Source organism: Candidatus Viridilinea mediisalina (assembly GCF_002532535.1).
Lineage (GTDB): Bacteria > Chloroflexota > Chloroflexia > Chloroflexales > Chloroflexaceae > Viridilinea > Viridilinea mediisalina.
In genome coordinates this window covers 1-14,158 of sequence record NZ_NQWI01000002.1, presented here as the reverse complement: position 1 = coordinate 14,158, position 14,158 = coordinate 1, and the positions used below count along the sequence as shown (strand labels likewise).

13 protein-coding genes and 1 tRNA gene are annotated in these 14,158 nt (G+C 57.4%); 10 read left to right on the top strand and 4 right to left on the bottom strand.

Annotation, left to right across the window (positions count from 1 at the left end; genetic code table 11):
- Positions 1-16 precede the first annotated feature (16 nt).
- The 6 genes from CJ255_RS00690 (at position 17) to CJ255_RS00665 (ending at position 8,662) form a co-directional block, all read left to right on the top strand.
- Complete coding sequence (locus tag CJ255_RS00690; RefSeq protein ID WP_097642166.1) at positions 17-439, top strand: single-stranded DNA-binding protein; 423 nt, start codon at positions 17-19, stop codon at positions 437-439.
- A 261-nt stretch (positions 440-700) separates the two neighbouring features.
- The gene (locus tag CJ255_RS00685; RefSeq protein WP_097642165.1) at positions 701-2,662 is read left to right on the top strand and encodes an ATP-dependent helicase; all 1,962 of its coding nucleotides are present in this window, start codon (positions 701-703) and stop codon (positions 2,660-2,662) included.
- On the top strand, positions 2,659-3,417 hold the full coding sequence (locus CJ255_RS00680; protein WP_097642164.1) for a class I SAM-dependent methyltransferase: 759 nt from the start codon (positions 2,659-2,661) through the stop codon (positions 3,415-3,417). Before CJ255_RS00685 ends, CJ255_RS00680 begins: the two co-directional genes overlap by 4 nt.
- A 168-nt stretch (positions 3,418-3,585) precedes the next feature.
- Positions 3,586-6,447 (top strand): DNA polymerase I, encoded by a 2,862-nt coding sequence (gene polA / locus CJ255_RS00675; RefSeq protein ID WP_097642163.1) that lies wholly within the window; start codon positions 3,586-3,588, stop codon positions 6,445-6,447.
- Between the two features lie 117 nt (positions 6,448-6,564).
- Positions 6,565-7,557, top strand: coding sequence for a glycosyltransferase family 2 protein (locus CJ255_RS00670; protein WP_245863087.1), 993 nt, complete (start codon positions 6,565-6,567; stop codon positions 7,555-7,557).
- A 148-nt stretch (positions 7,558-7,705) separates the two neighbouring features.
- Positions 7,706-8,662 carry an SPFH domain-containing protein gene (locus CJ255_RS00665; RefSeq protein ID WP_097642161.1) on the top strand — a complete coding sequence of 319 codons (957 nt, stop codon included), beginning with the start codon at positions 7,706-7,708 and terminating at the stop codon, positions 8,660-8,662.
- A gap of 323 nt (positions 8,663-8,985) precedes the next feature.
- On the opposite strand, the gene CJ255_RS00660 is transcribed toward CJ255_RS00665, so the two are convergent.
- Together CJ255_RS00660 and CJ255_RS00655 are read right to left on the bottom strand one after the other, a co-directional pair.
- On the bottom strand, positions 8,986-10,500 hold the full coding sequence (locus CJ255_RS00660) for a ComEC/Rec2 family competence protein (RefSeq protein ID WP_097642160.1): 1,515 nt from the start codon (positions 10,498-10,500) through the stop codon (positions 8,986-8,988).
- Positions 10,501-10,562: 62 nt separating this feature from the next.
- The gene (locus tag CJ255_RS00655) at positions 10,563-11,258 is read right to left on the bottom strand and encodes a TIGR04283 family arsenosugar biosynthesis glycosyltransferase (protein WP_097642159.1); all 696 of its coding nucleotides are present in this window, start codon (positions 11,256-11,258) and stop codon (positions 10,563-10,565) included.
- Between the two features lie 188 nt (positions 11,259-11,446).
- On the opposite strand from CJ255_RS00655, the gene CJ255_RS23255 reads away from it, so the two are divergent.
- A tRNA-Sec gene (locus CJ255_RS23255) sits at positions 11,447-11,541 on the top strand.
- Between the two features lie 203 nt (positions 11,542-11,744).
- The gene (locus CJ255_RS00645; protein WP_097642157.1) at positions 11,745-12,032 is read left to right on the top strand and encodes a hypothetical protein; all 288 of its coding nucleotides are present in this window, start codon (positions 11,745-11,747) and stop codon (positions 12,030-12,032) included.
- 102 nt (positions 12,033-12,134) lie between these two features.
- Here the strand turns inward: CJ255_RS00645 and CJ255_RS00640 are convergent, their stop codons facing one another.
- Entirely contained in the window at positions 12,135-12,353 is a 219-nt protein-coding gene (locus CJ255_RS00640) for a type II toxin-antitoxin system HicB family antitoxin (RefSeq protein WP_097642156.1), read from the bottom strand.
- A gap of 19 nt (positions 12,354-12,372) precedes the next feature.
- Positions 12,373-12,558 carry a type II toxin-antitoxin system HicA family toxin gene (locus CJ255_RS00635; protein ID WP_097642155.1) on the bottom strand — a complete coding sequence of 62 codons (186 nt, stop codon included), beginning with the start codon at positions 12,556-12,558 and terminating at the stop codon, positions 12,373-12,375.
- A gap of 700 nt (positions 12,559-13,258) precedes the next feature.
- On the opposite strand from CJ255_RS00635, the gene CJ255_RS00630 reads away from it, so the two are divergent.
- Together CJ255_RS00630 and CJ255_RS00620 are read left to right on the top strand one after the other, a co-directional pair.
- Entirely contained in the window at positions 13,259-13,528 is a 270-nt protein-coding gene (locus tag CJ255_RS00630; RefSeq protein WP_097642154.1) for a hypothetical protein, read from the top strand.
- 239 nt (positions 13,529-13,767) lie between these two features.
- The gene (locus tag CJ255_RS00620) at positions 13,768-13,950 is read left to right on the top strand and encodes a hypothetical protein (protein WP_097642153.1); all 183 of its coding nucleotides are present in this window, start codon (positions 13,768-13,770) and stop codon (positions 13,948-13,950) included.
- Positions 13,951-14,158: the final 208 nt, after the last annotated feature.

The following is a 14,158-nucleotide window of genomic DNA, read 5'->3' as shown; positions in this document are numbered from 1 at the left end:
AGACGAAGAGACGCCCATGAGTGCAATCAAAGGTACGATCAACAATGTCGAACTGCTCGGCTGGCTCGGTAATGACCCCGAGATGCGTTTTCTCGCCAATGGTACGCCCGTCTGCCGTTTGAGCATCGCCACCCGCCGCTTTGGCCCGCAAAACCCGAATGGTGAGCGTGAGTACGAGACCGAATGGACCAGTGTTGAGACCTGGGAGCGGCTGGCTGAACGCTGCAACACCTACCTGCACAAAGGCAGTCGCGTGTTTGTCAGTGGGCGCTTACGCACCGACTCTTGGACAGATAAGAACACTGGCCAACCCCGCTCTCGGACGCTCGTGCGCGCCTATGATGTCCTCTTCCTCGATGGACGTCCCGGCATGCCCAGCGAAGTTCCCGTCGCAGAGGAGGAGGAGCATGCCTATAGTGATGAAGAGACGCCGTTTTAGGGGATGGGTTACCCTGCGCTGAGTATGGTAAGATGCGCGGCAGCCCTCCATGCAAGAGGTACCGAGAATTGAACCATAGAGGCACCGAGGGCACAGAGGTTTATAAAAGAGGGAGTGCCAACACGACATATGGTGATTGCCATGCCACACCCTGCTCTGTGTGCTCTGTGCCTCTGTGGTTCAATCCTCTGCATCTCTGCAAAAACTCTCTACCTGAAGAATGGGCACAGCCCCAAGCTTAAGCATAGAAAATAGAACTCCATGGAAGCCCTGAAGAGCCTCAATGCTGAACAGCGTGCCGCTGTGAGCGCCGCTGTTGGCCCGGTGTTGGTACGCGCTGGCGCAGGTAGCGGTAAGACCCGCGTCTTGACGCTGCGGATCGCGTACCTTATTAGTAATTATGGTGCTAAACCTGATCAGATTTTAGCGTTGACGTTTACCAACAAGGCTGCGCGTGAGATGCGCGAGCGCTTGGGGGTGGTGTTGGGCCGGGGGGGCCGTGGCTTGACCAGTGGGACGTTCCATGCGGTCTGTGCGCGCCTGTTGCGCCAGGTGATCAGTGGGCGGCTGGGGAGCTATACGGGCGATTTTTCGATCTATGCGGGTGATGAGCAGTTGCAGTTGGCGACGATTGCCCTCGAGACGGCCACCGAGCGTGCTCCGGTATTGCTTGAACCCGATGAGGTGTTGCGTCGCATTTCGCGTGCCAAGAGCCGCATGCTGACGCCGCGCCTGATGGCGCGCTTTGCGCCCGACCCGATTGAACGTTTTGTTGCGGGCTGCTATCGGCGCTATCAACGCGCCCTTGAGCAGGCCAATGCCTTCGATTTTGACGATCTGATTCTGGTTACCCATCGCCTCCTTAGCGAACAGCCCGATCTGCTCGAAGAGTGTCAAGCCCGTTGGCGTCACGTTTTGGTAGATGAATACCAAGATACCGATCCAAGCCAACATGCGCTCGTGGAGTTGCTGAGTCGTCCGAGTAGCGCCAATGAGCAGCGCCGTTCCCTCTTTGTGGTTGGTGATGCTATGCAGAGTATCTACGGCTTTCGTAATGCTGATCATAGCATCATTACGCGCTTCAATAAGGATTTTCCCGAGGCACAGATCATCGAGTTGCTGACCAACTACCGTTCGCGCCAAGCCATTCTTGATGTGGCCTACGCGGTGATCCGTCAGAGTCGTGTGGTGCCGCCGATGGCGTTGCGGTCGGCGGGGGGTGCTGTGCCCAACGAACGCTGTGTGCTGATCAACGAGGCCAAGGACGGGCGCGAAGAGGCTGAACAGGTGGTGCGGAGCATCAACGAGTTGCAGCGTCAAGGGCGACGCCTACGCGACATTGCGGTACTCTACCGCACCCGCCACATGAGCCGCACCATCGAGCAGGCGCTGCGCCACGCCCGTCTGCCCTACAGCATCCGTGGGAGCGTCGGCTTCTATGATCGGGCGGTGGTGCGCGATGCGCTCGCCTACCTACGGGTGATCAACAACCCTGCCGATGGTCTAAGCCTGAACCGGATTGCCAACGTGCCTGCCCGTGGCTTTGGGCAACAGTCGTTGGCGGCGCTCACCAACTTTGCGGCGCAGCACAACCTGACGCCGGTGGCGGCCCTTGGTCAAGAAGCTTTTGTTCGTAGCCTGCCGAGCAAAGCCGCAGCGGGTGCCCGCCGTTTGGCCAGCCTCTTCGCCCGCTGGCAGCGCCTTGCTGCTGGCACCATGCCCCCTGACCATCTGCTGGCCGATGTGCTTGAGCAGAGTGGCTACATGGCCGCCCTAGAGCAGCGCTTCAGCCCGGCGGATCTGCCCGATGCGCGGGCCCATTTGCAAGAATTGGTCAGTGCCGCCGAAGAACATACCAGCCTCACCACGTTCTTACAAGAGATTGCCTTGATCACTGCGACCGACACACGCGAAGATGAGCGCGACCAGGTGCAACTGTTAACCATTCATGCCTCGAAGGGGCTCGAATGGCCGGTAGTCTTTGTGATTGGCTTGGAGGAGAAGACCTTGCCCCACGAGCGCAGCATGGGTAGCTCAGACGGGATCGAAGAGGAGCGACGGCTCTGCTATGTGGCCCTCACCCGCGCTGCCGAGCGACTCTACCTCTCGTGGGCACCAGGGCGCAACCGAGGGCAACGGCTGAAACCTTCACGCTTCCTGAACGAAATCCTGGCTTATGGGCGGGAGCGGGCTGGTGGGAAGGCGTTAGCTGATTCACAATGATCTACAACAGCTACGCGCCCATCTACGATGCCATTGGTCAAGGGGCATTTGCGGCGCAACTCGTGGTCCATCTGTTGGCTGCACGAGCCGCGCCGCCGCGCCGTGTCCTTGACCTTGCCTGTGGCACGGGGGCGGCGGCCTTGGCCTTGGCACGCACGGGGGCTGAGGTGGTTGGGTTGGATCATTCAGGCCCAATGCTGCACATTGCCCAGGGGCGTGCCCGTGATGAAGGCTTGCCCATCCGCTTCATTGAAGCCGACATGCGCCAACTTACCACCTGCTTCAGTGCGGATCACGAAGGGGCTTACGATCTCGTTACCTGCCTCTACGATAGCCTCAACTATCTCACCGACCCAAACGATCTGCTTCAAGTCTTCCAGGGTGTCGCCAAGCTCGTAACCCCAGATGGTCAATTCATTTTTGATCTCAATAGTGAATATGAATACGCAAATTGGGACGACTGTGACCAAGTGGTCTATGACGCCAACGGGATCCTGGTCTACAACCGTTTGAACTACAACCCCGACACACGGTGCGCCCGTGGCCAGATTGTCTGGTTCAGTTATGATGGCAACCTGTGGTGGCGCGGTGCCGAAGAACACCTGCAACGGGCATGGAGCGAAGCCGAAGTAGGTGCGGCGCTCAGCGCGGCGGGTTTCGTCCTCCATGAACGCCGTACCCCCACCTGGCAATCTGCCGCCCCTGATGCGAAGCGGGTGGTGTATCTTTGTGGTAGGAATTGGTATAATGCGTAAGCTTATGTTAGTGATGAGTGGGGAGTGGTAAGAAGCTGTCTGAAAAGCCAATGGGCATGCGCTGGAGTGCCGGCTTTAGCCGGCTGAAGCCGGCACTCCAACGCCAGTTCATAGACTTTTCAGACAGCCTCTAAGATCACTCATCACTACTACACAAGGTGCTGTCCCATGCCTCAACCGCCGGTTCTTGCGCTGATTGATGGCCATGCCTTGGCCTATCGGGCCTTCCACGCGATGCGTGAGACGGGTTTGCGTACCTCTGGGGGTGAACCTACCTTCGCTGTCTTTGGTTTTGCCCAGATTGTCTTGTCGATGATCCAAGAGCAACAACCTTCCCATGTGGCGATTGCATTTGATGTGGGCCGTACCTTTCGTGATGAACTCTACGCTGAGTATAAGGCGGGTCGCGCTGAGACGCCGGAGGAGTTTTATCCTCAGTTGGAGCGCATGAAGGAGTTTATGACGAAGTTGGAGATTCCGATCTATACCGCGCCAAACTATGAGGCTGATGATGTGTTGGGAACCTTGGCGCGCCAAGCGAGTGCAGCCGGGGTTCAGACCATTATTCTCACCGGCGATACCGATACACTCCAATTGGTTGATGCGAATGTGCGTGTGTTGTTGGCTAATCCCTATGCGCGTGGCAACAAAAGCACAACGCTCTACGACGAAGCGGCGGTGCGGGAACGCTACGCCGGGCTCCAGCCGGGCCAATTGGCCGATCTGCGCGGGCTCAAGGGCGATAGCTCCGATAATATTCCGGGGGTCAAGGGGATCGGCGAGAAGGGCGCGGTGACCCTGCTGAACCAGTTTGGCGACTTGGCTACGCTCTTTGCCCAACTCGACCAAGCGCCGAAACGTTACCAGAAGTTGCTGGAGGGGCAGTGGGAGGCGGCGCAGTTTAGTAAAAGATTGGCGACGATTGATTGCCATGCGCCGGTACAGCTCGATCTGGCGGCCTGTGCGCTCGGTGCCTATGACCGTGGCGCGGTGATTGCGTTGTTTCAAGAGCTAGAGATTGGCGCGAGTTCCAATTTGATCAAGAAGTTGCCGCCCTTGCCGAGTGACCTGCCCCCCGCGCCGAGTGCCTCGCTGCAGACGAGCCTCTTTGCTGCGCCGAGCAGTGGGCCGGTTGCGCTGCCGACAGGGACACAGCAGTTGAGCCTCTTTGAACAGGCGGGGAGTAGTGTACAGGCGGGCGAGCTCGCAAAGTCCGCGTTGGGCGCCTATAGCGCCGTGACGACCCGTGAGCAGCTTGAGGACTTGGTGGCCGCGCTGGAGGCTGCGCCCATTCTTGCCTTTGATGTTGAGAGTAGCGGCCTGCGGCCTTTCGAGAGCGACCTGGTGGGGATTGCCTTTGCGGCCCAGCCGGGGCGGGCCTACTACCTGCCCTTGGGCCACCAGCAGGGGCCTCAACTGCCGCGTGAGGAGGCTCTTGCCGCGCTGCAACCCATCTTTGCCAATGGGCAGCAGCCAAAGGTGGCCCATAATGCCAAGTTTGACCTAGAACTGCTGCTCAATGCAGGGATCGTGGTGCAGGGACTGCATTTTGATACCATGCTTGCCGCCGCGCTGCTAGGCCGGGCCCGTCTGGGCCTGAAGGAGTTGGCCTTCTACAGCCTGAAGCTGCCCGAACCGCCCCCTGCAATTGAGACGCTGCTCGGCAAGGGCAGCAAGCAGATCAGTTTTGACCATGTGCCCATTGAGCAGGCAACCCCCTATGCTGCCGCTGATGCCGATATGACCCTGCGCCTGCACGCGATCTTTGCGGCGGAGTTGGGCGCCAATGAGCGTCTTGCAGAACTCTTTCACCAGCTCGAAATGCCCCTGATTGAGGTGCTGGTGGCGATGGAACAGGCCGGGATTGGGCTTGACCTCGCTTATTTGGCCAAGTTGGGCACTGATCTGGCAGCACGGATTGCGGATTATGAACAGCAGATCTACGCCCATGTAGGCAACAAATTTAACATCAACTCCAGCGACCAACTCAGCGAAGTTCTCTTTGAACAACTCGGAATCTCGGCGGAGGGGGTGGGGCGCACAGCCAAAACGAAGAAATATTCGCTCACAGCCGATACGCTTGAGCAGTTACGTGATCGGCATCCCATTTTTGGGCAAATTCTGCACTACCGCCAACTGAGTAAGCTGAAGAGTACCTATGTAGATGCTCTGCCAAACCTGGTCAATCGGCGCAGCGGGCGGGTGCATACGAGCTACAACCAGGTGGGAGCGGCCACGGGGCGTCTAAGTTCCAACGATCCCAATCTGCAAAACATTCCGGTGCGGAGCGAAGAGGGTCGTGCGATTCGGCGAGCCTTTGTTGCGCCAGCGGGGCAACACTTCATCGCCGCCGACTATTCGCAGATCGAACTACGCATTCTGGCCCACTACACCCAAGACCCGGCGTTGATGACAACATTTACCTCAGGACGCGACATCCATGCTGCGACAGCAGCGCACCTCTTTGGCGTTCATGCTGATCAGGTGGACAAACAGCAGCGGCGTATGGCTAAAACGGTAATCTTTGGGATCATCTATGGCATGAGCGCCTTCGGGTTAGCCCAGCGGCTCGACATTGATCGGAGCATGGCCCAAGCGCTAATTGACGGCGTGTTTCACAGCTTTCCGGGAATCAAAGGTTATGTTGACCAAACCCTGGCACGGGCGCGGCGCGAAGGCTTTGTGACCACACTCTTTGGGCGGCAGCGTCAATTCCCCGAACTGCAAGGCAATGCCAAAGGCCCACGGGTGCAGGCCGCCATGCGCGAAGCGATCAACGCACCAATCCAGGGAACTGCCGCCGATATTATGAAGATTGCGATGATCCGTTTGCAGCATCGTTTAGCTGAAGAGAAGCTCAAGACGCGCCTGCTGCTACAAATCCACGACGAACTGATCCTCGAAGCCCCCACAGCCGAACTGGAGGTAGCCACCCAACTCGTGCGTGACGCCATGGAGGGCGCTTATCAGCTCGATGTTCCGCTTACGGTAGAAGTTGAGGTGGGCAGCAACCTTGATTTTGGAGGATAATGACGTTAGCCCCTGGCCGGGGTTCGGGGGAGGCTTCGCCTCCCCCGAAGAACCTTTTTTCTTCCAATGTGGCGGCTTCGCCGCCACATTGGAAGAAAAAAATGGAAGGAAAAAACCTTGACAACTACGGAGCCATTGCCCACCGTCTCGGTGGTGGCACCGGTCTACAATGAAGAGGCGTTGGTTGAGGAATTCTGCCAACGCACGGTCGCCATGCTTGAAGGGCTCGGTGAGCCCTTTGAAGTGGTGTTGGTCAATGATGGCAGCCGCGATGGTTCAGCCGCGATTATGCGTGCGCTGCATGAACGCGATCCACGGGTGAAGGTACTAAACTTCTCGCGCAACTTTGGCCATCAGTTGGCGATTACCGCTGGCACCGACTATGCCCGGGGGCAAGCGGTGGTGGTGATCGATTCCGACCTACAAGACCCGCCTGAAGTCATTCCCAAACTCGTGGCAACGTGGCGCGAAGGCTACGAGGTGGTCTATGCGGTGCGCGAAGAGCGCGAGGGTGAAACCTGGTTCAAGACCTTTACCGCTGCCTTTTTCTACCGGCTGATTGATCGAATAACCAGTGTGAATATTCCGGTAGACGCGGGCGATTTTCGTCTGATGGATCGCAAGGTGGTGAACGCCCTCAATCGTATCCGCGAACACCACCGTTTTATGCGCGGACTCTCGGTCTGGGTCGGCTTTAAGAGTACGGGGGTGACCTATCAGCGCCATGCGCGCAAAGCGGGCAGCACCAAATACCCACTCCGCAAAATGCTCAAGTTTGCCCTTGACGGCATTACCAGTTTCTCCTACCTACCGCTGCAACTCGCCACCTACCTGGGCTTCTTTGCGGCCAGCATGAGTTTACTCTTCATTCTAGTCGTCTTTGTGCTACGCTTAGGCGCACCCAACCCCCAGGATGCCGCCTTCTACGGCCAAGCCGCCACCCTAGCCAGCGTCCTCTTCATTGGGGCCATCCAGATGCTCTCATTGGGCATTATTGGCGAATATGTCGGACGTATCTACGACGAAGTGAAAGGACGGCCCCTCTACATCGTGGCCGAAGCGTTAGGCTTTGAGCCAGTTCACCAAGCAGGGATGAAGGATGAAGGATGAAGGATGAAGCAGGGAGCAGGGAGCAGGGAGCAGGGAGCAGGAACAGAGGATTGCACCACAAATTCCTCTGTGTTCTCTGTGTCTCTGTGGTGAAATTCTCTGCATCTCTTCAAAAACTCTATAAAGGAATAATCCAGGAGGTAAGGCTATGCGTATCGGGATCATATTCGGTGCGCTTGTTGTCCTGATCATCATCGCGGTTGGCTTTTCGACCATGAAATTTGCCCAGATCAACGAGGGCGAGCGCGGGATTATTGTCACCCAGGGACGGGTCGAGGGTATTCAGGAGCCGGGCATCTTCTTTCGTCCCTTTGCCCCCTTTACCACCGTGGAGATCGTGAACGTGCGTCGTCTCAGCCGCACCATTTCGCAGAATGTGGCGAGTAGCGACAAGCAACTCTATGACATTGATATTCAAGTGGACTTTAGCCGCATTGCGACCCACGAGGCGCTTCGGAATAGCTACGGGCGCATTGGGGTGCGCGATGAGCAGCTCAACGCCTTCCTTGACGGCTTTATCAACGATGCCTTGAAGAGTGCTTCAACCCAATTCACCCTCGACCAAGTTCTCTCTGATCGGGGCGGCTTCGCTGATCGCATCCGCCAATTCTTGGTCACCAGCCCAGGCCAAGGGCTAGAAGCGCCCGCTGATCAGCTCTACGTGCGCCTTGAGGCGGTGAAGGTGCTGGATATTGGGGTTGGTGAGCAGTATGCCCAATTGTTGGCCGAAAAGGCCAACCTTGAGGTGCAGATCGAGACGGAGCAGAAGCGTCGTGAGCAGATCCAGGCCCAGCAGGAGAACAACCTCTTCCAAGCGCAACAAGAGGCCCAGGTGTTGCTCACCCGCGAGCGCGGCCAGACCGAAGCGGCCCTTGAGGCGGCCAACCGCGATGCTCAGGTGCGGGCCATTCAGGGTCGCTACTGGCGCGAAAACCCTGAACTCTTCGAGTTGCGCCAGCGCGAACTCATGGTTGAAATGATGCGTAATGGCAACATCTGGTTCATTGATCCCAACACCGACATCACGTTACTCCTAAACCAGATGGGCCACAGCAGCCCAGTGGTGCCAGTACAGACCACGCCGCCTGCGCCGGAGAGTCCGTAAGGCTTGGGGATGCCTTGGATAGCCCTCATACCAAATCCGATAGCCGATAGCCGATAGCCGAACATGGCGTCTCAATGCGCTTGAATGTCATGAGGCATGCGGCCTGTTCAATGGTAATTGGTATCCCCCCACCACCTGCGCTGTCTCCCTACGATGCGGTGGCTGAGCCTGTCGAAGCCACCGCACCGTAGGGGTACGGCGCACGCTCACTCCGTTGCTTATACCATTTACGATTGTAGATTGCAGATTGCAGATTGCAGAACATGGCGTTCCAATGGGCTTTCGCGTTCTTGATAATGCGGCATGTTCAACGGTAATTGGTATTACTGGCCACTGGCTCGCGGGCCATATCCTGCTCCCCGTTGCTGCGCCCACCACCATGCTGCAAGCACCAGCCCGTAGTAGCTCAACAGGAGCCACAGCGGGAAGGGCGGAACTTGGAGCGCGGCCCAGCGCGGCGTGGCCAGCAGGCCAACGCCGGTACTCATCCAGGTGAGGGGCAGCCACGCAAAGGGAGCGATCATCTGGCCCAGGGGCAGCCAGATGAGGGCAGCGAGGAGCGTAAGGGCACTGGTGGCCATGGCCAAGGGTAGTGCGGGTACAATCAGGATGTTGGCTAACGGCGCAATGATGCTCAGATTGCCAAAGTAGTAGGCAATCAGTGGGAGGGTCAGCACCTGTACCGCCAGGGTAGCAGTGAGGCTCGTGCGCACGGCGGCCATGCCGGGCCATGGGACGTTGAAGGGGCGACGTGCTGCCAGCCAAGCCTCAATCGGCTCCGAGAAAGCAAAGAGACTGGTGATCGCCAAGGCCGAAAGCTGAAAGCCAATATCCCAGAGGGTATGGGGATTAGCGAGGCAGATGAGCCAACAACTGGCGCAGAGCAAGCGCCAGGGATCGCGTTCACGCTTGCTCGCCCGCCCAATCGCCGCGAGGCTGGCCATAGTTGCGGCGCGCAGCACGGCTGCCGATGCCCCCGCAAAGAGCGCATAGAACCACATGGTGCCGAGGGTGAGGAGCAGTGCTGGGATACGCTTGAGCCGCATGTTGCTGGCCAAGCCCGCCAGTACCCCCGCGACAATCGAGAAGTGCCAGCCAGAAATAACCAGGATATGGCTAGTACCAGTGGCTGCAAAGGCATTGGCAACCGTTTCAGGGATGGTGGAGCGAATACCGAGCATAATGCCCACGGCCAATGATGCCTGCGGTTCTGGCAGGGTACGAAGCAAAAGCGTGCGACAATGCTCACGGAAACGGAGCAGCAGCGCCAGAGCGCGATTGCCCCCACTCCCAGCCAAGAGGCGCACCTCTGTTGGCTGCTGCATCAGCACAAAGATATTGCGGTGCGCCAGATAGGCGCGGTAATCAAACTCACCCGGACGTTGAGCGCCACGCGGCTCGCTCAACGCACCGTGGACACGCAAGCGTTGCCCATAGGCATAGGCAGGATAGGTCGGCAGCACCACCAGCACACGCCCCTCAGCCGCTTGCTGGCGTCCATCCACCTGCAGCGCCTCCACAGCCAGCACCAAGCGCTGAGCGGAGGCGGTCTGCCGTGGTGCTTCAGCCACCACCCCTACGAGCAGCACCTCACCCTGATCGAGCATAGTTGCCACGCTACTCGGCCCCAAAGTGGGGAGCCCGGCGCTATAGCGGAGCGCCCCAAACAGCAGCGCGAGGCCCAGAATTGTCCACTTGTGCATACGGGGCTGATCGCGGACGAGCCACGCGACCAGTGCAAGCACCACCAGCGCAACAACAAGCCAAAAGAGCGAGGGCGCAACCAGATATGCACCAACCGTACCCAACAGCCAACAGAGGACAAAGCGAATAAACATAGCGGTAGACCATGAGGAAAAAAACAGACCCTACATGATCTACCGTTGCAAGGGGCCAAAAGTTACGCTTTTGGAGGCATACCTCGACGCCGCTCATAGCGAGCGGCAATCTCAAAGGGCGAGACCCCAGCGACATACTCAAGCCAAAGGCCCAGATCAATAATGAGTTGCGGGAGGCTGCCATTCGCTTGGAAGCGGCGTGACGAGGTGACCACCTGGGCGGGCAGGACATAGACCTGTGTTTGGGCGCGAGCCAATTCAAAGAGGCGCACATCCTCAAAGAGGGGCCAGGGGGGAAAGCCACCGAGCGTATTGAAGAAGGAGCGTCGGACAACGATGCCCTGATCGCCATAGCTCGTGAGACGCGAATCCAGCCACATCATACAGGCAGCGAGATCAAGCAGCGGATTACTAACATCAAAACTCAGCCGAAACTTCGCAATCTGCACTTGAGGTTCAGCAAACCAGCGTTGCAGCAGCGTAAACGCATCTGCGGGCAGTTTCGTATCGGCATGCAAGAAGATCAGCACATCACCACTAGAAGCAGCGGCACCGGCATTACACTGCGGGCCGCGACCGCGTGGAGCCTGAACGACCAGGGCACCAGCCTGTTGAGCCGATGCAACCGTCGCATCGTCGCTACCCCCATCGGCCACAACAACCTCAACCGCAGGATCAAGGTCACGGACGGCAGCAACACAAGCCGCGATACCATCAGCCTCATTGAGGGCAGGAACAATCACACTAAACGTCGTCATAGCATTTTCGATTGTAGATTGCAGATTGCAGATTGTAGATTGCAGATTGTAGATTGCAGATTGTAGATTGTAGATTGCCGAACATGGCGTCCCAATGGGCGTTATCGCTCTTGATGATGCGGCATATTCTAAGGGTAGTTGTTACATAGCATTGACAGAGGGGCAATGAAGGAACTACAATCACCACTGAGAGCGGATGTAGCCGGGTGGCTGCCTTGGTCTTCAAAACCAAAGAGCGCGGTGACGAGCCGCGTTGGTGGGTTCGACTCCCACGCGCTCTCGCGGTTGATGGATTCGATAGCCGATAGCCGATAGCCGATAGCCGATAGCCGATAGCCGATAGCCGATAGCCGATAGCCGATAGCCGGACATGGCGTCTCAATGCGCTTGAATGTCATGAGGCATGCGGCCTGTTCAATGGTAATTGGTATAATACGCAGCGCGTGCTGCAACGGCCTTCTTTAGTATAGCTGAGATCGTGCGATCATGCAGCAGCAAATCGAGGGCTTCCCCGTTATCGGCTATCGGCTATCGGCTATCGGCTTTGGTGCCGAAGAGCTTGCATTATTGGAGCGCAATGCGCGACTGGTGCAGCGTCTTGCCGTGGTGCTTGATCAGGACGAGCAACTCCTTGAGGCGATTGGTCAGGGTAGTGTTCACCCGGCGATGAGCGTCTTTGGCCTCTGGCGCGATGACCCGGCCATGGATGATCTTGCAGAGCGCCTAGCAGATCAGCGCACAGATCAGCCGAGCCGTGCGGTTCCAGAGCTATGAAGATTCTTGATAGTGACCACTGGATTGCGTTGTTGCTTGGAACATTGGTTGGTTGAGTGCGCGGGTTTGCGCAAGACTGGGTGCCTCCTGCGCGAGCGATCACTAGGCCGCAAGCGGAATCTCAATGTAATCGCTTTGCGACCTGGGAGGCGGAAGCGCGAGCCCATCAGCCTGTAGACTCTCCAGATGCAGCAGAATCGCCTCGTGGATCAAGGCACGAACCTCATCGGCTGTCGCGCCGACCGCCACACATCCCGGCAGATCTGGCACATAGGCACCATAACTGGTTTGGCCTTGTTCAATAATAATCACATAGCGCATGAGCTTTCTCCATTAGGTGTTATTTCAATCCCGCCTGTTTTAGAATACTGTTCAGCGTTCCGGGTGGCACATCCACACTTGGCTTGCCCGCCACAGTGACGGTGCCACGTTTGGTTGGATGCTTGAGTTGGCGATGGCTTCCGGTTGTGCGTGCGACATACCACCCATCAGCTTCCAGTAGTTTAAGCACCTCTTGAATCTTCATTGTGGCTCAGTATTCGCCTGGCGTATAGGTACCAAGCTCATTCATTTGGCAGTCTAGAGAGATTGTAGCACAAAGAAGCGGATTACACAAGATATTCGGACGGAGATAAGGGCATCTGACTATTGCATTGTAAGCGCCCACCATCGATCCGAAAATGTAACCCTTCAATATGCGGCGCTACCGCCCCTCGACAGCTAACGCATTGAGGTACTGCGCCTCCTTGGACGGCTTGAGTTGATGGATGCGAGGGAACCAGGTTCCCTCGCGCACCCTACCCCGCCACTGAGACAATGCAGCACCGCTTGGTGTGTAAGGAATTCTTGACCCGCTCCAATGGACCAAGAGCAGCGCACATGACCTGGCAGGTGGGGCGCGTGCCGCTACCATGAGGACGTCAACGATCCCACCGCGCCGCACATGCGAGGTCTCATGGGCCGTTGGCACCTTAGACCTGCCAGGTGCGCGCCGTTGGGTTTGGGGATACATATGGTGGCTGCACGGCACACACCTAGCAGGTCGTTGGTTCGCGTTGCATGAGAAAACTCTTGACACCGCATCCAAAGCTTCTCAAAAACTCTATACCTGAAAGGCGAAGCCCCTCCAAACCTCCCCGCAACTGCGGGAGTGGCGTTGATCTTTCACCAAAGCCGTGTACCATGAAACCACACACATGCAGCGATAACACCGATGGGAGGACACCATGCAAGCAACGATTGAATATGAGCAGGCGCTGGCAATGATCCGGCAGTTTGACCGTCCCACGCGGGCGCGCCTCGTGGCGCAGGTAGTGCAAGAGTTGGCGGTCGGGCCGGATGATGCCCTGCGCCGTTCCAATGAGGCCTGGGAGCGCTTGGCCCAACTGCGTGAAGACTTTGCGCGGATGGGGCCGGTCTCGCCCAGTCCAGCCGAGCAGCTTGAACTTGATCGCCAACACCGGGCCGATCTCCTTGAAGGTAGGATCAGTGAGTGATGTATACCCTTGATGCCAATATCTTTGGGGTGGGCGTGACTGGAATCTGTAGGGCGGTGCCCTACACCCCTGCCGGAGAGGGGGAAAATGCGGGGGAACCTGGTTCCCCCGCACCCCCTATATGCACATTGCACAGATTGCGGGGGCGTTGAGCCGCACATTTCGCGATCCGATCCGCGCACGCTTGGAAGTTGACCTCCTGCGGAGAATTTGGAAGACGCCTCTATGAGCGAGTCGCAGTGATTGGGAAAGCCGAATGGAACACTGAAACATGGAAAATAAAAGAATTTCAAATCGAGGAAATTCAAGGTTTTTTAGATCAAGCACCAGATAGAGTACTTTCTAGCTTGCGCGAGCAGTTTGGGTCACATTTCGACGATATTGATGATGTTGATGGGTTTATCTATGCGCTCCGGAAATGATGATGATACGCAGTTTGATGACTCAGATGTTTAGTTTAAGAGCGTCAATTTTCAATCACAATCGCTTCTTCTTTCCAAACCATTCCGGTGGCACAAGAAAGATCGGGCCACGGCTATGAAGCGTAATCTGGGATTTGTGGCTACTCAGCCAGCGATCAAAGTGGTTGGCAAGATGCTCGGCCTCGGCGTTGGGGATGAGTTGCATCGC